The organism is Microcystis sp. M049S2 (assembly GCF_020245625.1).
Lineage (GTDB): Bacteria > Cyanobacteriota > Cyanobacteriia > Cyanobacteriales > Microcystaceae > Microcystis > Microcystis ichthyoblabe_A.
In genome coordinates this window covers 1-23,154 of record NZ_JADBUN010000166.1, presented here as the reverse complement: position 1 = coordinate 23,154, position 23,154 = coordinate 1, and the positions used below count along the sequence as shown (strand labels likewise).

The window sequence follows — 23,154 nt, the reverse complement described above, 5'->3', positions numbered from 1 at the left end:
TTACTTGTTGCTTCAACAAGGATTTTAAGTCTTCTACTGACTCAGCAACATTAATATTAGGGACTCCACTCATTGCCTTTTTACCACACAAACTATACCTTTACCAAGTATGACATACTTTTTGAAAAATGGTATTAGCCTCTTTTAGGCTAGGGAAAACTGGTAAAGCTGGTATGTTAGGGTCTTTTGGTGGATAGCATTTTGACTCATATTCCTCATCTTGGCATTGAGTAATGTCATAAACCTCTATAGCTGGGTAAGGCGCATACATCCTCTCATCAACTTTTCCGTTCTCGTGACAAAAATCCCACCAAACCGTTTTTGGGGGGGGATTCCCACAATGATATGAAAGCCCTGTTCCCCCATCACCAGGACAAGGGTGTTTTCCTTGATCCTTTAGGTTGTTATAACAGGTCGTTGGATTGTAACCAGCCATCGTTAGTTCTCCTTATTGGTAAATGAATTCTTAAATCAAAAGTGTTGAACGAACAAGCTATCGTCCAAAACTAAACGGAACTGTCTGGTAAATTATCACCAGTGCAATATCCAACAGTTTCATAGGATCTAGCTTGCCATCTGTCAGCAAATCAGGAGGGGTATTGTTTGGGTTAAAGACCAGTCCCCAATGCATCGAGTGAACTTTTTTCTGACCCATATTATTGAACTGAGTCATCAAGTCTTTTAGTCCGTCAGAGCTAAGTTCCCCGAAATTATTCGAGATAGGTAGCCAAACAGGATTTGAAGGCTCTTGAAAGGGTTTTCCATCCACTTGCACAACTTGCAAACTAACGAAGGAATCGCCGCTTACAGTTACCTCTTTGTCATCCTTCAACACTTTAAGTTGTAGTAAGACAGTGTGAAGTTGAACATTATTGAGATTGGGCAAAATAATGTTATCCGTAATCGGGAAAACCATTTTCTGCTGGTTTTCTATTGGTGGGGTAGCAAACATCTGTGCCCATGAGCCTGCAAAAGCCTGTTTAAGCTCGAAGCATTTTGCGTTTAGATTTTGATAGTCATCCTCCGTACTATTTTGATAAAGCTTTTTGACCTGCTCGCCAAATGCACTACCACCGTCTTTGGCGGTATATTGCACTTTAACGATAATATCGGAAATATCGTCAAAATTGAGGCGATTCGTTTCTGGTGGCAGGCTCAGAGTCCAGGAAGAAATAGCACCCGTTTCTTCAAAGGGTAAATAGCGCTCATCCCTGAAATCGAGAACAAACATCCCTGAATCCTCTACTCCTCTGGAAAGGGCAATCTGTTGATTCGGAACCCAATTTTCCCTTAGTGTATTCGGTAACGGTGGCGGGTTAGTTTTCTTAATCAGGTAATTCACCGTATCTTGGCTAGGCTTGAGAACCACTGTATTACTGTTCTGGGTGAGGGTTGCATTGAGATTTTGATAAGGACCAATAACAGCAGGGATGGAAATAGAAATTGATTTAATTTTACGACAGTAGTGACTGGGGAAATCCAAATCAAAAAGTTTTTGACTTAGGGAGAACTGGAGTTCGCCTTTTTTCCCTTCACCCTGTCCCCATTTAAAGCGAATAAACTCCTTAGGAAAGGTTTGACGCAAAGAGATAGTTTTTTCGATTTCCAGACGGCGTGTATTGTTCTGGATATAGCCATTCTCCAATTGAGTGAGCGAGAGCATTAATCCTTCCCCGGCTAACAATCCTTTATACAAACTATCCCAATAGCTAAAAGTGATATAAGCATCATCCCGATCCAACTCGAACTGATAGGCAGATTGAGCAGCTAATGCCAGATCCAAAGCCAGTTTATAGGTCTGGAAATAGATTGTAGAAATCCGAGCGATCGCCCATTGGTATAGGTCTTGATTGGTAAATTTGCGTTTGAGAAAATCTTCTTCTTGATTCCATTGTTCAATCTGTTGATTATGAATTGAGAGTTCCTGTTGGCTGATAGCAATACGAACATTAGTAGCGACAATCTGCAAATCAATTTGATCAATTTCGTATAGAGCGAGTTGTTGTTGAAACTCCCACTCTTCTTGACGGCGCTGATTTTGCCCTACAATGGCCGCCAGTGACGCGCTCTGATTGAGCATTGAAGCAATACTATCACTAATTTGCGCTCCCGCATTAATAGCATCTCCAAACTGCATCCCCCCATCAGCTAAACCAAAAATATCAGGTAATAAATAGCCGGCGATCGAAACACCCCTGATACCATTGGCTACCAATTGAGGATACAATGCGCTTGCCATCAGAACCAAGTTGGCTTGTTCAGCACTGTTAAGACCATTACGGATTAAGTTTTGGTAATAGTCATGTCGATACTGAGCACTTTGCTTATTTTGAGTGAGTGCTGCTAACTGATCTTGCAAATCTTCAATTTGTTTTTGCTTGATCATCGTCATCATCTTGAGAATTTGCCCTTCATGGGTAGAACGCAGCAAAGCTAATGCTTCAGCATCGTTTTTCTCAAGAGTTGAAAGGAGAGAAGTCCCTAATTGAATTACTGTACTGGTAATATTCTTAGCACGCTCTAACATATAGCTAAAGCGATAATTGGGGATACGGGGCTGCAACTGGGTAGCTATATCCAAGACATTGTTACTAGCTGCGGCTGCCTTGACTAATGCCATTGGGCTAATAGGGGCTTCAAATAGTGGTAATGATTGCTTTTGCCCCAAGATATTGAGACAATGGCGAATTTTGTAGAGTCGATCCTCTACTTTGTCCCAATAAGCTGTAAATTGCTGGTTTTCGGGAACGCAGAAATAAGTGTCTAGCTCATTGAAAACTTTCCCCGCTAACGGTTGTATAACTGTGATATCTTGAGTGACTCCAAGTTTATGTTCTAAGTCAATCAGAAATTGAGGAATTCCTCCACTTTCTCCCGCATATTTAGCTTGAATATCTTGAAAAGTTGCCGGGAACTGACTCTGACTATCTCCCATATTTTGTGGTCTAGGCCCCAGTAGATCGTAGGCATAGATATAGAGCATGGTAGCAGCATTAATGGATTCCCAAGTGTATTTTGTAAATTCGGAGTCTCCCCATTCCAGCAAATTGTCGATATATTTCATCACTACGGCTTTTTCATAGGCTCCGATACGAAGTCTGGCAATAGCATGGGGATCAAAGGGGTCGTCATTATACGTGGCAATTTCGGCACAATTCTGTAGTTGTGCTTTTAATGACTCCAAGGTGTGGTTACGGAAGGGCAAAAACTGCCAGTAACGTGCGGTAGCAGTGGTTAAATAATAATTAACCAGTATATTTTTTACCTCTTGAGTCTGAAGAACATTCAGTGAAATAATTTTGATTAAGGATTCAATTGACAAGCTCAATACCGACTCTAAAACTTCACCCTTATCATTGATTAAGAGAGGATTCGCAGTTTTCAGTTTATTGTAAATTTGTTCCGATTCTGATGAACTAATGTGGTCAGTTTTAAATGAATCCTTGGTAATTGTTGGGAGTGGGGGAACGGTAGGGTTAAAAATATACTGAAGCCATTGCTCTGCTTCCCTGAACTGTTGATTATTGTTCAACATATTGGCTACCAGCATTGGACCATGAAAGAATAGTTCCCAGTAATAGTTACCATAAGGTCCGTCAAAGTCAACTTGTTCGCCACAAGGTATGGCTGGTGGCGTTACTTGAGAACCGGGTTTTAATCGCTCAAAAAGCAATTTGATTGTGTTAGGAGGTTGTTGGGAACGAAGGGATAGTAATTCACCTATTCCTTCAGTAAATAATTTATGACTCAGTTCTTGAATGGCAGCCGTTGTCAGCCTTTCTACATTGAAATTTAAGGTATGAATATTATTGTCAATGCCGAAATTGCTACTAAAATAGTTTAATGAGGTAGTCTTACCAGAAGAGAGAAGAATATTTCTGACGTATTCAGCTTTATCTAACCGTTTGGGATCATCCTCAGCTATGATAACCCGCGCAATATCCTGAATCTTATAATCTTCAACGGCTGATATATCAACGATTCCATTTTGAGCGATCAATCCCTCTGTTTGCAAATATCCAAAAAACTTTTTCGATGACTCATTATCAATATTAGCAGATACGAAAGATGTTTCTGTCACCACGCAAGCATTAGAAGCAAGAAGAATCTTTCTGACATACTCAGCTTTATCTAACCGTTTGGGATCATCCCCAGCTATGATAACCCGCGCAATATCCTGAATCTTATAATCTTCAACGGCTGATATATCAACGATTCCATTTTGAGCGATTAATCCCTCTGTTTGCAAATATCCAAAAAACTTTTTCGATGACTCATTATCTATGCCAACATCAATGATATCAGGAGACTCGAAGTCATCAGCAGTAATATGTCCAAAATGCTTATAAGTTCCTAGAGCCTCTGTAATTTTCTGAAAAGTAACTTGTTGTTTTTGATCGTCTTTTTGCTGAAAGCCATTGCTAGTTATCAAAAAAGATTCGTTAGAGATATTCAGTAAAAACCAACCAGGCTGATTTTTTACAGGCACAATTGTAACGTTATGCTTGGGAAAATTAGCTAACAAAATGGGAGTTCCACTGCTTACGATAATTTCTCGTTGTCCAACCATCTCATCAATATAACCATCAATTAGCGATTGACTTGATTCCTCAATTGCTAGAGAATTAACTGTTCTATCAACACCTATTCTGAAAGTAGGATCTTGTCTATCAGTTGGGAGAGGATTGGGTTCAAAAATTAAATGCTCATTATCATCCAGTAAAAAAGAATGTTCCAATTCATCATTAACGGTAAGAGCGGGAATCACCAAAAAATATCCTTTTTGATTCGCCAAAACCATTAATTTATCTTGAGCTACAGCTTCTATAATGTCTTGTTGAAAATCAACGTTTTTATCAACCGATGTAAAAGTATACTGGCTAATTTCTTGGTTGATCTCGATCAAAGGACCATAATAAATGCAAAGTTTTTCTCCCAGATTAGTAGGTTTGAATTCATTCTTAAAATTGTCTTTGTTGAGGGTAATTGCTGTTACTTTATGCCAATAAAGGGCTTCTGGATCAAAAAGGCTTGGACGGAAAGGACCATAAATATCATCAGAAGACTGAACGCTAATAACCCGATCGCTCACCAAGGTTTGGGGTTGAACCCACTTACCACTGAAATTATAGAAAGAATATTTAATGGTGGCACTGGTGATAATATTTTTCTTATTATCCCCTGCCGATTCTTTCTTTTGAGTTAATTCTACCCAGAACACGAAAAGCTTATTATAGGCGTAGACCGGAGTAATGACCTTAGCATTAATCGTGATGTCAATCTTCTGCCATTCTGACCAAATATAACCATCTTGGTTATTACAGTTGGCAGATTGTTCCCTTGTAATGTAGTAAAAGTTATAAGGTTCTTCTTGAGTACGAGCAAATAGAAATAAGGTATCGATCGCCCCTTTCTCCTTGTTATGCACAGTAGCATGGTAAGCATCAACATATTTAAGTTTTGCTAGTTGGGCAAATTTGTCCAGATAGGTTGTATAAGCCTCCTCCACCTTTTCCTTGGTCACTTCTCCCTGCAATAAAGTATTTTCCAGTTCACGGAAGAGAGATGTTTTCGATTTTCGCAGGGTTGGATCGATATAATTTTCGGGATAGAGAAAGATTTGCCGATTAGCTTCCCAGATGCGATAGTTCATCAGCCACTCCCACCAGACATTAGGAAGATCGTCGGTGCTGATCGTGACATTACGCTCTAGGTTGAGTCGGCAGCGTTGGAGGTATAGCTGGGCTGCATTTAACGCCTCCTTAATATAGGATATTTCTGCACAGCCACCCATCTCGACATCAATGAGTAAATATTCGTAAAGTTTTCGGGGATCTGTAATATCTTTGTATTGTTTTCCTAACTGCCAGATGGCTAGGTTCAACAACGCATTCCGTTTTTGTTCTTCTAGGGGGTCGTTCAACTGTTTGTAGGTAGTTGGCCAAGCCTCGCTGGTGGTTTTGGCTTTAACAGACTGCAATAGCTGGCGGGCTAGATTGGTGTAGGTTTGCCAGTTGTCATTGGTCATCTCTACTCTGGCAACTTGACTGAGTTTCTCTAGAAAGTAGATATCCACACCCAAGACGTTACCAATATCAAAAACCTGTTTTAGCTGAAATATTCCCTCAACCGTCTTACAGGTTCCAGGCGCGGAGAAAAGTTTTTGACACAGATATCCGCATTGCTCTTGATTCCAGCCCGTGATGGCATACAGTTGGGTCATCAACATATCGTTCGCTGGCGGGTTATTATCAAAAACCTTGGTGAAATAATTCACCAGAGCGTTTTTGCGATCGCCAAAAGCGACAATCAATTTCTTCAAGTAATAGATATCTCTGACGTTGGATACCGCGAGCTTGACAGGCTTATTGTCGGTGTTGATACCGTAAGTTTGGGGATATTGGAAGACACTTGACAGTTCTGCGATCGATAACCCAAGTTTCTGTTGCAGTACAAAATACTGTGAAATTGAGCGCAAAAATGTAGTGACTATCTCAGGGATTGTTGCATCTTTGCCAGTCTCAATCGGTTTGTAGAAGGTGATCTGATCTGTCGTATTCTTATAAGCGTAGTAGATGCAGTTATTATCGACATCTTGGATTGTCCAAGTATTTGCCTTCTGTATTACTTCGACCGTAGGGTTAGCTGAAAGATCGCTCCCATTTTTCTTGAATAGGGCTGGCAACTTAGATAAATCTAAGTCTCCATTACTGATGACATCGACTCTGGCACTGCTAAACAGAATCTGTTGGTTATTTTCCTGATGAAAGTCGATTTGCGTGAAGGTTTTTGTATAAGCATAGTAGTTTCTATTGTTCGTTGCATCAGTAATTTTCCAACAAATGGTTGTCTGTGGTGTTATCTGGAGATTTGAGGAAAGTTCGATTTTATTATTTTTAAAAACTGTCTGCAATTTCGTCCCATCAACTGCTTCACCCATCAAAACATCACTAGCAATAATATCGAACAATACTGTCCACAAAAAATCAGCCAGAAGGTTAGATTTAGTTAGCCAATTTTTGACTCCATCAATCAAAACTGCCATCAATTCGCCTTTGACTCCAAAGAAAGAGCCTAACTGTTCAGCAAAATGCTCTGATTGTTCTTGCTGTTGTTTGATAACTTTAGAGCATATATAGTTGATTTGATCTGCGTTAGGGTTAGCAATTTCTGGAGCAATTTGGGAGACAATAGAAAAGTTTAGCTTCTCCATCTCGGTTATCGTCTTAACAATCAGACCAAGATTATTGATGAAGCCTTGCTGGAGAAGAATTTCGTAATAGGCTTCGGAGGCTGCTTGTGTAATTTCCTTGGAGACAAAATCATCCTTTTGCAGCAAGGAAGTATTGATGAGTGGTTGTAAAGACTTTAAGAAAACTAAGATATTTTTGGCATCGTACCCTGTATTGACATATACACTAGGAGTTTGGTCGTTAGGAGTTTTGTTGCAAATGTAGTCAATATCGTAGATGGTTAGCCCTGAATCTCTGATCCAGTCAACGGATTCTGCGACGCTGAGCACCTCATCTGGAGTCAGAATCGACTTGATTACGATAACTTCTTTGTCACTAATTGTGATCTTCTGCGTCATTCCCAGTAGGTGAAGTAGCATAACATATTCAGGCACTAGCATCCCCAACTGTTTTGGTAGCATTGTATGCCGATAGAGAAGCGAGAGGTTGGGTACGCTGAGTTTAATACTGGCTAACTCTCCAAAAGCTGCGATCGCAACAGTTTTAATATCATCACCGGACGCGGGGATGCTCGCTACGATAACATTTGCTCTTTCCAAAGTTATATCTGAGGGAATATCACCTAACTGATTAGCTTGCAGTTTCTCCTTTTTAAATTGCTCGAATTTAGTGTTACTAATGATCCAATCTAATACATCTTTATCTTTATCTTGATAAAGTGGATTGACATAACTTGTAGTTGCCGTCTCTATCTGAGGATGATAGATTGAGTTGTAGGCACTGTTTTTTATGAGATCAGGATTGTTGAAAATTACATCAAAAGGTGCTTCAGAATACTCACCATTCCCAATGCCAATCTTCTTGATGTCAAACCAAAGGGCAGTTAAAGGCTCTAGAGAGAAATTGTATTTATCACTCAATTTTTTTATTTTTGCTAGGTTACTGAGGGTGGTATCATCAATCTCAGTTGCTCTTAGAGAGGTGAGAATCCAGTCTAAGTCGCTGTAAGACCAGCCTAATGCTTGTGCCAAACGTACAAACCGATTAATAACGTCGAGCCTCGCAAGGGATAGATTGTTAATTTGCTCGTATTGATTGTTCGGATCGCTTGTATTAATACTAATGTTCAGGTATTGCTGATCAGCAAGTACCTTGTTAATAAAAAAGTGATGGGGAATAATACCGCCTATCGCTGGTGTAGAGTCATCTCTAGTTCCATTCCAGGCATTTGCTTCCCAATTTCCCCCATAGCCTTTACTCCACTGACCAGTAAACCCTGATCCATTTAGGTCAAAGGTAAACTTAAAACGACCAGCATCATTAGGTGGCTGTTTTGTTCCTTCTTGCCAATGTCCATTCAATATCCACCGGTTGCTAGACTGATCGCGCTTCAGTGTTCCTTGCAACTCACCGTTGTTAGGATTGTAGTTACCCGTAACGCGATCGCCAACTTGTTTCAAGGTGAATTCCTTCCCTTTACCACTAAGATTGTATTTCCCAGATACATCAAAGAGTTCTTGAACACTGAGATTTTGAGAAAACAAGGATTCAACTTGCTGTCGGGAAAGTCTGGTTTGCGCTATAAAATTAGGTTTGGGTTGTTCTCCGGTTTTTTCGGTATCTTTGTCTAAACGCTCCAGTCCCGCTAGATCGCTTGAAGTAATAGTCAATCCATAATTTTTAGAAACTATATCGGGTAACTTATTTGGATCGTTTGTCGGTTTTAGATTGTTATATTGTTCAACAGATAAGCCTAAATATTCGTGGATCGAAAAATCTGTTGGATTTAAGGCTTGATAGATGTCAGATAAATCAATTTTTTGATTGTTTAAATAAGTATAGATCTGTTGAAGGGGTAGGTTAAAGGGCAGATTAAAAGGATAGTAAGTCTGAGCTAGGGTAAGAAACACATTATTATTGAGAAGCTTGCCCTCCTTTTGAAAGATATTACCTACAGTTTGCTCTAAAATCTGATTAACGATCTGTAAATAAGGAACAGTATTGTTTGTATTGGCACAGGTTAGTTGAATTTTTGCCAAATCAGGACGGCGATCAAATAATTTGAGTCCATCAGAAATGTTATCTTCTGGTTTGACTTTGGTGGTATTAGGTACTGTAATCGCCTTATCAATAATTCTGAGAAGATCGACTAAATAGGCAGCAGGACCGAAAATAGACTTACACTCAGAGCATTCGCAATAGTTTAGACTGCCGAAAATCTCTTGATAGCTGGAAAGAGATTCAAAATAGGTAAGAATATTCTCTGATACATGATTTACGTTCATGGATCTGAAATGACGCGAACCTACTAAGCTTGCTACATTAGCGTAGAGGTGCATGATTTGAGATTTAATATTAGTGGCAGCTAGGTAAGTTTGTTTGGCTTTTTTCAACCCATCTTCTCCCAATTTTTCTCCACATTCTTTAATAAATTGTGACTGACTCATGGCAGTAATTTTGTGTGCTGAGTCTATGCCATTGTCTAAAAGAATTTTGGCAATATTCGGGCTTGGATTAATGCGGAGTACACGCTGATGGGCTTTTAGTAAGGTAATTTTTTCTTCTACATCTTCATTATTTTCTCGGTTGGCTAGAGCAACTGCAACATTTTGTAATTTGCTTTTTAATTGCTTTAATTCTGATGGGTTATAAAAATCAAAATTAAGAATGTCAAAATCAGGATTTTGACTGTAGAAAGAATCGAGATTGGAATCTGTAATTTTAATCGTTGACATTGTTAATTACCTCGCTTTAACTCCCCTCCTGGGAGGGGCTGGGGGTGGGTTAACTCCCCTCCTGGGATAGATTGGGTTTCCTTTTTCAACCTAACCTACAAGATTAGGCGATCGCGCTTCAATAAATGATAGTCGATCATTGACATTTGACCCACCCCTAACCCCTCCCAGGAGGGGAATTGGACTTCCCAGGAGGGGAATTGGACCTCCCAGGAGGGGAATTGGAGGGGAATGGTTCGGGGTGGGTTTTGATCCACTCCTCAATTACCCTCAATACTCCTTCAATTTCCCGACAAACCTCCTCCTCACGAAAGCGCAAAAATCGCACACCCAAAGATTCTAAACGCGCTTGTCTTTCTCCATCCCGGTGTTGCCTCTCTTGACTATCATGGGAAGAACCATCAATTTCAATCGCTAACATCAGCCTTTTACAATAAAAGTCAACAATAAATTGATCAATGGGACGCTGGCGATCGAAGTCATAGCCACACATTTGTTTACCTTTTAGATGTTGCCAGAGCCTGACTTCACCGGGGGTCATATTTTGGCGAAGTTGTCTGGCTCTTTCTTTTAAAATGGGATTATAGGGAATGATTTTTAGCGGCATAAGTTTTCAGGTGTTAATGGTTAGCTCCCCTCCTGGGAGGGGTTGGGGGTGGGTTGGGTTTCGTTCTTCAACCGACCCCACAAGATCAGGCGATCGCACTAAAGTGGTTCAGGCAATGGACCAGGCCATAGCCTGCATTATTCATGAAGACTTTGGAAAATCCTCGAAAGCCTTGGCAAGAAGTTCATCTAGCGATCTGACTGAAAAACAGTCTGTTTTTTGAGATGTCCTCACAATCAGGTTTTTGCCAGTTGGTGAATAATGCAGGATAGGCCGCCCATTGCTCCGACTCTAGGATTTTGTGCAAGAGTGACTCTTAACCTTCCATGATCTGAAGTTCCAGGTCGCCCACTTGGTTGGTCAGCCTTCACATCTATATCAAAAGGGTGGATATTCGTAATTGTAAAATCCAATCGCCTCATAACTCCTGTAGCCCGAGTAATATGCGTATTATTGTTTGGAGCTATTACTCTTAACTGTCCAGCTCTAGCAGGAACGGCTAGTTCAATGGCTTGTATCAAGTTATGGACATCAGTGGCTGTTTGGTTTAGATCACCTGAAAGGTGCATAGCGTGTCCTGGATGTAAGTCAAGCAATGCATAAGCTTGTGCTACAAGTGCTTGTCTTGCACGAACACTTCCTCCACTGCGACTATGGATACCATATTGGAAAACACCTGGGGGACCTGGCACCTGAACCGGGTTCCTAAGACTACTAGAGGATGATTTTGAACCATGTATGCCCTTAATAGTAGTTACATTTTGGGGAATTCCCTGAGTCTTCAAATAAACTAGAATATCCGCAGGAGGTACTAGAGTATCCATTACAACGGAGCCAGGGGGAACGAGATAGTTCATGGAAGGCCTAGTCCCTGTTCCATGAAACGCATCCATCACTTGGTGCCCCTGAAAAGGACCGCTTGACACAACATGGGCAACTGCTGTAGACATGACTTCTGTTGCTACAGACGTATGAGTTCCAGGCACCGTAGAAGACCTTCGAGCATATACTCTCCGTCGTTTGTTAGCACCTGTGTCACCTAGTCCTTGAGCATTTTGAATTTCGAAGGCATCATGCGCTGATCGTTTTCTTTCCCCATGTTTATCGTGATAATTTATAGGATTCCCCCCCACAAAACCGTACAAATTCAACCCATCCACCGTACCCGCCGGATCAGCGCTAATCCACCGTCCCAACCAAGGCGCATAATACCGCGCCCCATAATAATAAAGTCCCGTACTATCATCACGTTCCTTACCACTATAACGATACTCCTTAACCTTCACCTCCCGTTGATTTCGCCCCGCTATCAAAGCAGTACCCCCATAAGGAAAATACTCCTCATAACTAATAATATCGGCATCCTTATCCACTTCCAAAGCCACCGAACCCAGATGATTACCCAATTGAAAACGCACACTTCTGGTTCCTATCTGCTCAACTTCCCGTTTAGTATCATCCTGTTGCCAAAAATGAATAATTGCCACACAACTTTGACCATCCATCACCCTTAAAGACTGACGAATCAAAACCGTTTGCTCACCGTTATCCGTCTCATTTCTCACATATTTTTCCTCATAACTTCCCAAATACCGCTTCTCATCCTTCCAAACAATTTCCCCACCATTCCCCAACCTTTCCGACACCTTGCGGGTTCTCATCTCATTACTATCATAAGTATAATAATCACAATCATCCTTTCCCCCTGGACGAGATATAAACAGAACCTTAACCAAATTCTCACAACAATTCCAAGTTAAATTAACATTACTATTAACATTTAACTGCTTCATATTGCCCGAATCATCATAACTCACATCATAACTATCATTAACCCCATTCCCTGACTTAACCATTTTTAAACGATTACAACTCGGCATAATTTCATGAGTACGAGTCCAACGATTAGAGGCAATATGACTCGTTTTAATCAAATTTCCTGCCTCATCATAACCATAACTCTCTTGATAATTTTCCAGAGCATTACTATCACTTAGAGGAACATACTTACTTTGTTTAAAATCCCCATCCTTCTCATTATTACGGTCAGTATTAACATTAATTCCCGGATGTTGACGACCATTAGACTTAATCAACCGATAAAGCGCGTCATAAGTATAATCAGACAGGGGTTCTACCCTTTGATTATTATAGAAAACCGTCTCATTGCTGTGGTCATAACTGCGGGTGATATTCCCCACCAGATCATAAACATAACTAACATCTTGTATCACCGTTTTGCGATCATTTCCCTGAGCATCTTTCCCGGGTCTGGTACTATAAAGCTTAATTAAATGTAACGTTGTATCCTCATAACAATAACTCGTATTAACCCCATTCCCATAAATAACCTTAGTCCTTTGTCGGTTAGCATCATAGGTAATCTGACTAATAACATTTTGCACCGTACCATCCTTAAATTTAACCGAAACTTGGTCTAATAAACCCTCGCGGTTGTAAATATTAGTCGTCACCGAATCATCAGGAGTCGTTTCCGAGATTAACTGTTGTAACGCATTAAAAGAATATTGGGTTATATATAACTTAGGATTGCCATTATTATCCTTTTCTAACTCAACAGTATTAACCGTTGGCTCCCAATTAATATAATCCTTGTATCCTAGTGTAAACTGACGGGAAGTTACCAATAATTGACCCGATATATTATAGTTACTATTGACAATTTGCCCCGATTGATCTTGATGCTTATAAACTTTTCCGCGTAAATTATTCACCTCTGCATCTGGTTGACTTTCCCCATAAATAAAGGTTTCTACTACATTATCAGTAACAAGAGTTCCATCAAGTTTAAACCCTTTCACATGGATTTCAGTTTTTCTTTGTAAACCATCATACACAATAACTTGGTCAAACTTTCTGGGACTTCTGTTCCATAAAAAACTACCCAAAATATTATTTAAACTGAGATTAGTTCCCGCATCTACACTATTAGTCAAACTCGGACTTTTACCATCATCTCCCATGGGATACTGATATTTAAAATTATAATAATTTGTCTCCCCACTAATATCAGTAACATTAGCATAATAAAGACGCGGATCTATAGACTCTATTAATCGACCTTGTGTATCATAAAGATTATAAGATGTCAAGCAATTTTGTCTTAAAAGATTTAAAATTTGCTCTCCCAACGGTTTAAAGGACTCAGATAAATCATTAATAAACTGCTCCTTAAATCCCTGACAATAAGGATTAAACTTAACCGTAACATAAGCTATATTAGTATCTACTTGATCCCCTAATAAATATCCTTTTTCAATCAATAAATTCCAGACATTTTCAGATGTTACCGTACTATTGACAATATCCTTAAACGTATCTTTAGCAACTGCACCTAAATTATTCTCAATACTCAAAAAAGTATTGCCTAAACTATCTAAAACCGCTACACTTGGCGTATTATAAAACACCGCCGCCTTATTGAGCGCATTCATTTCATTATCAAGTGCATCTTTTTCAGCCTGTTGCTCTTTGCTAGGATTAACAGGATAATTGTTGATAAATTCCTGATAATAGAGCAAAAATGCTTGATAATAAGCTGACTCCTTAACCGTATCATTAAAGTCATAATGCTTACTTTCCCAAGGGGTAAATTCTACCTTTATGAAACCTCCCTTTTCTGGTGCAATTTCATAGCTTTTTAAAGAGAAAGGAATCTCACTATTAGCAGTCTTTTCTTGGAAGCAAAAACCTTTAGGGGTTTCGACTTTTATTTCCCTTAATAAGGGATCATAATAAATAACCGTCGGAGGGGGAACTAATTTTTCCGTGATAATTTCCCCTTGCGTTTCGTAGTGAGCAGTATTAGAAAAATAGGGTAAATACTGTTTAGCCGGTTTCCCCTTATTATTATAAACCGTATGTCCCGAAACCAACCAACGGACTGCAACTTGTCCTCTTACTGGCTGATTATTGTCATTTCGCTGTAAATTACCGTTACCATCTCTTAAAATCGCCTCTCCCCCTTCAACCGCTAACTTAGACTCAATTTCTCGGCCAAAACCATCCGAATACCCTACCTTAACTTGAATCACAGAGTGATTGCCCGCTTGCAGATCACTAACATGAGTTGGCCGTGCTAGACTGATATAACTTGCCGGTTGCTGACGCTCTTGCCAGGCAAACAGATCATAATAAAAGAAGGTCGTCGCTTCTTGTAGATAACTCCCTAATACCTCCTCATCAAGACCATTATTAGGGATAATCTGCTCAAACGTAGCATCTTTACGGATAAAATTCTTTATATCCCCATCTCCCTGTCTCGGATAACCATTTTTCGCCTCTTTAAAAATTGAGGTTGCGATTACCATTGCTAAAGGATCAAGTAAAACCTGATGAATTACCCCATTTTCATCTGTTATTTGCCAAGGGGAGAGGGTATGATAATCAATTTCTGCTGTAATAACATTCTTTTCCGTGTCCGTGATATAGCTTTCAATCTGGACAGGTAAGAGATAATAGGAATCATAACCGATAACCGTTTTTACCTTTAACCCTTCTATTTGTGAATGTTGAGGGTTTTCTGCAAAATCATTTTTAGTTTGGTAAGGAAGGTAAAATCTTTCCGGTTGCTCCGCGTTAAAATAATGTTGTACCAGTCCTTTATTCCACCAGTAGTCTCTATCCTGAAAATAGCCTCCGTGCTGACTAACTATCAAATCTTGATTTAATTTATCTCCATAAACCGTTTGTAACCATTCAGGAGAAAATACAGTATGTTGATGATGGTGGAGTAAAGCTTTATCCGTTATTTCTCCCAGAGGTAGAAACTCATCTTGCTGCTGATTCCAGAAATAAGACTCATCCCAGGAAATAAGGCGAGATTGTAACTGATTACCGCCAAATTCGACACCATAAGCTATCTGTTGACTCAAAGCTGTATTGACTTGTCTTTCCATCTCAGCAAAACTGAAATATGGCTTCCCTAGTAAACTTAAACCATTAATTTCTAAAGTTTTTTGTTGATAGGTAACACCGATTAACCTCAAATCTCCTGTTTTCTCGATAAATTCGCTTAAAGTAACAGTAGCTTTCAGTTCACTTTGTTCAGGATAAATTCTAAGATTAGTATCTGTACTGTTCCGTCTGCCATAATAAACACTACAAGCCTTCTTAACATTACCAACGGGAGTAATCTCTAAAACAAAATCATGTTGAATGCGCGGATCTTGGGGATTCCTTTCATAGTGATAAGTGAGGGTTTCTCTGGGATGAACAAAATATACACCATATTCATTTGTTCCTTTCGGTTGTAGTCGCTTAACCCAGTAATTAGTTTCAGTAACCATGTAAGGGTTATTTGCCAAAGATGACTTATCTAAACTATAAACTTCCTCGCGCAATACCATCCCCTTCAAGGCTCGATGTACCTCCCGCAAATCTTCCCCATCCGTTGGCAGATCATCAAATACACTATCAGGTAAGAGGTATGCTTGAGTATCCCCCTGAAAATACTCTTTTTGATATTGCTGTGACAGCATTTCCTGTCGTTTCCAAGCACCAGTATGATACCAAGTTTTAGTTAAAATAGGTGGTACATCAGTCGGTTGAGAATCACTTGTCAAAATCTCCGCATCTTGGCGCTCTACCCAGCCAAACCCCCGAAATTCTCGCTCACTTCCATCATAAAAACCGTGATGGTAGCTGTAAATACTAACCAATTTACTATTAGAAACTTCGTCAATAATTTCAGTTTTCTCTACCACCTGTACGGGGAAAGGTAAATTGACAATCCAAGGTATTCTTCGTTGTTTATCCGCTAGATAAAATTTCGTTGAACTACAGTAAATAATAGTAGATTTTGCGCCAAGATTATTGTTAGTTTCATTTAATAAGTAAGGCTTTTGTTGGTGACTAAAATCATAACACCAGTGACGGGGTTGAGGATGGTTTTCGCTAAAAATTAAGCAAGTTGTCCCATTCCCATGAACATCAGCAAATTCGATTTGATTCAATAGGTCCCATTTACTCGGAAGATGAACCACTAAAGGATCACTAAAACTATTACCACTTTGATTGAAATAGACTTCTATTCGTTCGGGATAAACATAAATTAAATCAGTTGTACCCGAGCCATCAATATCCGCCAAAAATAGGCGAGAAGCATCTAAATCTTCACCAAAAGAAGGAGCATTTTCCAGTAATATTGGTTTACCAAATCGTCCATAACCCAAATTTGGCCAACATTCAACCTTACCATTAGTAACTCGGACTAAATGTTGTATCCCTGTACCAAATATATCAGCAAACTGCAAGAGTTGATTTTTAGCTCCTCGTTTCGGGAAAGGAAGTCCATTTTCCCGTTTTTTAATGATGGGTTGAGCAAAGCCATTTTTTCCCAGAGATGGATAAACCCAAATGTTATCATTTTCTACCAATAAAAGATCTGCCAAGCCATCCCCTGTTACATCTACTAGATAATTATCCGAGTTGTAGAAATCTGTGGGGAAAGCAGGAAAAGTTTGATGATTTTGCCAACTTCTATCAGGATTAACTTCATAATATCCCGTAGTTCCTCCTTGTCTGACAACAAGCGCCAGGTGTCCATCCCCTGTGATATCCATCAACTGTGGGTTAATTCCCTTGCTTTGTCCTTGAATAGGTAAACTTAAAAGTGTATTGGGATGAGCGTATTTAACTGTTACTGTTTCTTTCCCATTATCCTCTGTTAGGGGTTCTCGATAAAGGGTTGTTTGTCCATCGCTGTAAAGGATTCCAGGAACTCCTTCACCATATAAATCAATTAATTGGTAATCTGGCGGAAAATTCAGACCGGGTAAAAACTCTCCTTTTTCTCCCACCATCGGCTCAAATTGTGCTTTATTTGGCTCAAATGCTGTGTATTGAAACTCTAAAGGTGGTAAACTTTTTATTTTATATTGTTTGTTTTCATAGCGATAACCGATAGATTCAACTTTTGTCAATAAAGTTACAGTCGGTGATTCTTGATAATAAAAGCGTGTAGCATGAACAAGAACCGGCTGAGAATCTAATTCACTAAAGTGATGAAACAGCAAAATTCGCTGACATAAGCGGTGAGTACGAATCTCAAAACCCGCGTGATGTGTGGAAAAAGAGTCTTGACGTTTTGTCCATGTTTGTACGGGTGTGTAGGGGTTATCAATTTTGTATTCTCCATAGTCAAAAACTACCGCAAAAAGCCATTTTTGTTGAGTCGCTTGTTCTTCTTGAAACGGTAGTATATTTCCGTATTTTATAGTTTTAATATATTTATTGCTTGTTTGAGTATGATTTAATTCAGATATAGTATTTGCGACATTGTCAGTATTTTCTGACTTGTATTCATAGATAATATAATTTCCTTTAGCATCAAAAGTTTCTTGTAACAACCACTGAAAAATACGCTCAGGCTTCTCAGGGTCAATAATTCTAGCATTCTCAGTTTTACCAAAAATGCTAGTTACATTGTTAGTATCTATCACACGCCAATAAGAATCCCCGTTTTGCTCTTCAACCCACTGTTCAATTTGAGCAAACAATCCTTCTAGACGAGGACGATAGGCCATAACTTGGTATTTAACATCATTGATAGTTTCAGTTCTATTACTATCAATTACAGGAACTAAATCCTCTGCATTGGAGATCACAAAAGTATCTGATTCCTGATATTGAGGGATTCCTTTTGAGGTTTTGCGAGAAATATTAGGAATAGAAATACTCCACCCTAAACCGAAAACTCCGTTGCCCGATCCTGAACTGTATTCTGCGGTTAACTGAGGTTCAAAGTTCCGGCAAGCAGAGGTAAAAATAGGAAGAGAAAGGCTGGAAGTCCCTGTAAATTCATTAGCTAAAAACTTTTCTCCAATTCCTTGAATAGCTCCGCCCCCTTTGGGGAGAGATATTTGAGAGGCTGTAATATCATTGTTTTTCATAGGATTTACCCGGAGTATCCCGTTAGGGGTCTAAGTACAGGATAAAAAGCTTGAAAAGTAGGCAAGAGTGGGGTTTTACGAGAAATAGAACTAATCTGCAAAATCTATGGCAGGAGCGTAGCACATTCTTGACTCACTTGGCTTATACCCCACATTCCGCACCCTAGTCGTTGAAATCAAAAGTTGCTCTAGCCCTTGTATAGTAAGACTTTTAGCGATTACTAAGAATTATGAAGTGTCACACTCTAGTCAGAGATCGCCAGCTTAATGAGAGTTTATCTCAATAATTTGGTATCAGAGCTATCAGATTTTTAGGGCTAATTGTGCATCTGCTGGGCAAACAAATTAGCCTGTAATTCAGAGCCGGCAATCGTTTTGACGATTTAGATAAAATTTTCAATGTGACACTTTAGGGTGCGGAATGTGGGTTATACGTTTCCTTGGCACAGTAGCCTTATGGTTCTTATGGTTCCTCTTGCCGATCGAGTAATCGATCGAGGATGATAGGAAATAGACAAAATAGATAGGCAGTAAGGGGAAGCAGTGGAAAAGGGAACGCTGGTAGAATTTCGGGTGCAAGGAGAAAGGCGCTTAGGGGTGATCGATCGCCCAGAAGGTAAAAAAGATTGGATCGTCATCGATCAAGGGGGAAACCCGCATAAACTGCGTCCCCAACGCTTCGATTACATTATCAAAGCAGGTCCGTCCAACTATAAAGAGATTGGCAATTTTCTGCGGGAAGTCCAACCCTATCTAGATCCTAGTGGTTTAGAAGTGGCCTGGGAATTATTAGCCGGGGAAAATCAGTTAGTCACTCCCGAAACCATGGCCGATATCCTCTTTTCCGATCGCAGTCCCCAGTTTTGCTATGCGGCCCATTGTCTCTTGAGTGATGATAAAGTTTATTTTAAAAATAAAGGGGATGGTTACGAGGCCCGCTCGGAAAATCAGGTAGAGGAAATCAAACACCAGCTAGAGGTGGAACAACAGCGTCAACGGGAAAAAGGCCAATTTCTCCAACGTCTCCAACAGGCCCTGGCTGGTGAAACGGTAGAATGGTCAGAAAGCGATCGAATTCGTCTGGAATCTCTAGAAAAATTTATCCTCCAACCCGAACAAAAATATCCAGCAGCCATGGACATACTCTCGCTGCTGGGCCGTTCCCAAACCCCCGAGGCTGCTTTTGAATTGTTAGTCGATTTGAAATGGTGGAGTAGTCACGAAAACCTTTTCCTGCGACGCAGTTCCTACCCTGTTCAATTCTCGAAAAAGGTACTTGATGTGACGCGTCTTAATTTACTCAATCCCCCTGCGGATGCGGATGTCAACAATCGTCTCGATTTAACCCACCAAAAAATTTATACCATCGACGATGAAAGTACCGAGGAAATCGATGACGGATTATCGGTAGAAATGCTCGCGGATGGTGGTCATCGTCTCTGGATTCATATTGCCGATCCTAGCCGTTTAGTGCTTCCCGATGATGAATTAGACCTAGAAGCACGTCGTCGCAGTACCAGTCTCTATCTTCCCACGGGAATGGTTCCCATGTTTCCCCTAGAGTTGGCCGCCGGTCCAATGAGTTTGGTACAGGGTAAACTTTGTCCCGCGTTGAGTTTTGGGGTAATCCTTGATGAAACGGGGGCGATCGCCGATTATCGGATCCATCCTAGTACAATTAAACCCACCTATCGCCTCACCTACGAAGATGTGGACGAAATGTTACATCTGGATCTGCAGCATGAACCGGAAGTGAAGATTCTCAACCGTTGGGCCAAACAACGCCACGCATGGCGCAAATCTCAGGGATCGATTAACATCCAAATGCCAGAATCATCCATTAAGGTGAAGGCTAACGACGAAATTATCGTAGAATTGCAGGAAGTTTCCCCATCTCGGCAATTAGTGGCGGAAATGATGATTTTAGCTGGAGAAATCGCCGGTCGCTACTGTCAGGAACACGAGATCCCGGTGCCTTTCCGCGGACAACCACAACCGGAATTACCCCCCGATGAGGAGTTAATTTTACTACCCGCCGGCCCTGTGCGTTCCTGTGCCTTGCGTCGCTGTATGCCGCGCAGTGAGATGACGACGATTCCTAACCGTCATGCTAGTCTGGGATTGAATACCTATTCCCAAGTAACTTCGCCAATTCGCCGTTATACTGACCTTTTGACCCATTTTCAACTAAAAGCCCATCTCCGGGGCGATCAACTGCCTTTTACCCGGGATAGAATGCAGGAAATTCTCTATAGTGTCGCTAGTTCGGCCCAAGAAGCCACCTCGGTGGAACGACAAACTAATCGTTATTGGAGTTTGGAATTTTTGCGACGACAGGGAGATCAAGTCTGGCAAGCTTTGGTGTTGCGCTGGCTGCGGGAAGAAGAAAATTTAGGCTTGATTTTATTGGAGGAATTGGGGTTAGAATTACCCCATCGTTTTGAGCGCTCGGTATCTTTAGGCGATCGCTTTCAAGTGCAAGTTAGTCGCTCTGATCCCCACCGCGATGAGATCCGTTTTCGCGAGTTATCGGGTTTTGTCTCCTCCCAAGCAAGTTAATCTCTCGGGGAGTCAGTATTCAGGAGTCGGGAGATAGGGTGATAGGGATTTACGGGGTTTAGGGAAATTTCAGCCAAATGCTCCACTCCCCCACACCCTGCCCCCACCGAAAAGCTTTTTGCCGCAAACCCTAAATAAGGTTCTTCGGTTTGTGTTATGCAATGGACGGAGGTTATAAGGGATGAAACTCTTATAGAGAAAGGCATTTGGCGATTTTTATCAATTGTTTTCGATCTAGAGGGAACTAATCAATTAAATCTCTTGCCAGATAAGGATTTAGTCTATTTATGCCCCCCTATCGAACCATAACAAGTCCCGAAGAGCCAAAAGGTGATTTTTTAATTATCGATACTTATCAAGGGATTGCAATTATCAATTCAGCCGAGTTTCTCACCCTTTTCTAAGGTCACTGAGATTTTTTTAAGGTTAAAAAAGATGGTAAAAATAAACCCCTTCAAGAGAGTGAATGAAGGCGCGATCGCAAGTTTTTTATTGATGGTTTCTAGGAGACTTGCGTGGTTTCCTTTTCTGAGGATTTGGATGGTTTTAGTTTGCGTTTGATGGTTGAAGCTGCGCCGAGGGTGCCTAATCCTAACAAACCTAGTATTGAACCTGGCTCAGGTGTATGTACCCCTGTTGCTGTAAATCTCAAGCCTTGGTTTTTATTTAGTCCACCTGCACCTACTATAGTTTTATAGCTTAGTTGATAGGTGTCAGTGTGAAAGCCTGTAACTTTTCCCCCTTTACCAATAAAATGGTCTACTATGGTACCGCCAGGACCAAGTAAATCTCCACTTCCTCCCAATAGATCTGCTACCTTAGCACCCCCAAAATCGAATTCAAATTTTGTTCCTGGATTTATATCTTCACTGTGAGGACCCTCTGCATGCTGAAAAGTTACTTTATAATTGTCAATGATGGCACCAGCATCGTTAGGAGAATCAAAAATTTTAAACTCAAGTGGTGACCAGAAAATATTACTGGGTGGGCTAATTGAATTTTCTGGACCACCTAGCAGTCCATCCCAATCAAATACCCATTTAAAATTACTCTTTGTTTCTTTGTAAGAAACATTTTTCCAAGTAATGGCATTAACTGCACTAACAGACAATGAAAAAGTTAAAATCGAAGCTGCAACAAAAAAATTACCGAAAGTTTTCATTTCTACCTATCCTGATTCCTAATACAAAATTACGGCTTGAGTCTAACTGTATCAGACCTAACATCAAGCTAAGCTAAACGGCATTTAACCTGCATGATCCAATAGCTATAACCCTTTTGGAGTCTATATCAGTGATCCGAAGTAAAAGCCGTTTAGCTTACACTTGACAAGGTGCGATCGCCCCTCTCTTAATATCTCAGGTCAAACAACAGCCCAACCCAACAACAAAGACGGACAACAGAACTATACACGCTCCCCCCCCCGATAAAGTATCAAAAGCTACAATTTAATAAATCTTTATATTTCTCTCCCTAGCAACGACTCCCAAAGGAAGGAATCTCAATTAGTTTCCCCCGTTTTTCTCCTTCTCAAGCGAACTATCGTCTTCCGTGAGGTATTGTGGCGCAGTATGTCGGATTCGGTATTATTTATAAATATCACCACGAGAACCGATCTCAGTGATAATGAAAAGCCGTTCTTCTCGATTGACTTGCATTAATACCCGATAATTACCAACTCGCAGACGATAACCCTCACGTCCTTTAAGTTTTTTGAAATCTGTCTGAGTAGGACTAACCAGCAATTGATCCAGTTCATTTAAGATAGGCTCTTGGCTACGAGGCTGTAACCGTTTTAGGTAACGCTCGGCTGGTTTTAAGATGATGTAACGCCACATCCTAATTCAGCCTTTAACTTAACTAAGGATTTGCCAGGATCGCGCCCTTCTAGATACTCCTGATAGGCTTTCTCTGCCGCTTCAATTTCTTCGGGAAGCACGTCATCAGCCGTCTCAGAAGTTTCTAAATACTCTAGGAATTGCTCAATATCTACAGCACTTTGGTTGTTCATCGGAAATTTTGGGTCTGAAACCCCGCCGTTCTAGGTTGGCTTTACGTTAGAATTAAAAGGCCAGTCTCGAAAACCAAGTGGACGGCGCAGCACCTTGAAAACTCGGCTTAGGGGGTTCCGACCAGAAAAGCTTGGC

At 40.5% G+C, this 23,154-nt stretch carries 8 protein-coding genes; 1 reads left to right on the top strand and 7 read right to left on the bottom strand.

The window, feature by feature from the left end; genetic code table 11:
- Nucleotides 1-100 precede the first annotated feature (100 nt).
- The 4 genes from IM496_RS14605 to IM496_RS14590 form a co-directional block, all read right to left on the bottom strand.
- The gene (locus IM496_RS14605) at nucleotides 101-436 is read right to left on the bottom strand and encodes a hypothetical protein (RefSeq protein ID WP_287662358.1); all 336 of its coding nucleotides are present in this window, start codon (nucleotides 434-436) and stop codon (nucleotides 101-103) included.
- Nucleotides 437-493: 57 nt separating this feature from the next.
- Nucleotides 494-9,928 (bottom strand): Tc toxin subunit A-related protein, encoded by a 9,435-nt coding sequence (locus IM496_RS14600; RefSeq protein ID WP_287662355.1) that lies wholly within the window; start codon nucleotides 9,926-9,928, stop codon nucleotides 494-496.
- 157 nt (nucleotides 9,929-10,085) lie between these two features.
- Nucleotides 10,086-10,535: an endonuclease domain-containing protein gene (locus tag IM496_RS14595; RefSeq protein ID WP_287662354.1), complete on the bottom strand. Its 450-nt coding sequence runs from the start codon at nucleotides 10,533-10,535 to the stop codon at nucleotides 10,086-10,088.
- Between the two features lie 236 nt (nucleotides 10,536-10,771).
- Nucleotides 10,772-18,448 carry a SpvB/TcaC N-terminal domain-containing protein gene (locus IM496_RS14590; protein WP_287662353.1) on the bottom strand — a complete coding sequence of 2,559 codons (7,677 nt, stop codon included), beginning with the start codon at nucleotides 18,446-18,448 and terminating at the stop codon, nucleotides 10,772-10,774.
- A 543-nt stretch (nucleotides 18,449-18,991) separates the two neighbouring features.
- Here IM496_RS14590 and IM496_RS14585 point away from each other — a divergent pair.
- Nucleotides 18,992-21,007, top strand: coding sequence for a ribonuclease catalytic domain-containing protein (locus tag IM496_RS14585; RefSeq protein WP_287662352.1), 2,016 nt, complete (start codon nucleotides 18,992-18,994; stop codon nucleotides 21,005-21,007).
- A 502-nt stretch (nucleotides 21,008-21,509) separates the two neighbouring features.
- Here the strand turns inward: IM496_RS14585 and IM496_RS14580 are convergent.
- The 3 genes from IM496_RS14580 to IM496_RS14570 form a co-directional block, all read right to left on the bottom strand.
- Nucleotides 21,510-22,169, bottom strand: coding sequence for a PEP-CTERM sorting domain-containing protein (locus tag IM496_RS14580; protein WP_287662350.1), 660 nt, complete (start codon nucleotides 22,167-22,169; stop codon nucleotides 21,510-21,512).
- Between the two features lie 424 nt (nucleotides 22,170-22,593).
- On the bottom strand, nucleotides 22,594-22,845 hold the full coding sequence (locus IM496_RS14575) for a type II toxin-antitoxin system RelE family toxin (RefSeq protein ID WP_106909879.1): 252 nt from the start codon (nucleotides 22,843-22,845) through the stop codon (nucleotides 22,594-22,596).
- Nucleotides 22,824-23,018, bottom strand: a complete 195-nt coding sequence (locus IM496_RS14570) for a hypothetical protein (RefSeq protein WP_106909880.1) — start codon at nucleotides 23,016-23,018, stop codon at nucleotides 22,824-22,826. The genes IM496_RS14575 and IM496_RS14570 overlap by 22 nt, the downstream gene beginning before the upstream one ends.
- Nucleotides 23,019-23,154 lie beyond the last annotated feature (136 nt).

What these genes read in the sequence shown, in the direction of transcription:
- IM496_RS14590 (WP_287662353.1), bottom strand. Translation starts at nt 18,448, where the DNA reads ATGAAAAACAATGATATTACAGCCTCTCAAATATCTCTCCCCAAAGGG.
- IM496_RS14600 (WP_287662355.1), bottom strand. Translation starts at nt 9,928, where the DNA reads ATGTCAACGATTAAAATTACAGATTCCAATCTCGATTCTTTCTACAGT.
- IM496_RS14570 (WP_106909880.1), bottom strand. Translation starts at nt 23,018, where the DNA reads ATGAACAACCAAAGTGCTGTAGATATTGAGCAATTCCTAGAGTATTTA.
- IM496_RS14580 (WP_287662350.1), bottom strand. Translation starts at nt 22,169, where the DNA reads ATGAAAACTTTCGGTAATTTTTTTGTTGCAGCTTCGATTTTAACTTTT.
- IM496_RS14575 (WP_106909879.1), bottom strand. Translation starts at nt 22,845, where the DNA reads ATGTGGCGTTACATCATCTTAAAACCAGCCGAGCGTTACCTAAAACGG.
- IM496_RS14595 (WP_287662354.1), bottom strand. Translation starts at nt 10,535, where the DNA reads ATGCCGCTAAAAATCATTCCCTATAATCCCATTTTAAAAGAAAGAGCC.
- IM496_RS14605 (WP_287662358.1), bottom strand. Translation starts at nt 436, where the DNA reads ATGGCTGGTTACAATCCAACGACCTGTTATAACAACCTAAAGGATCAA.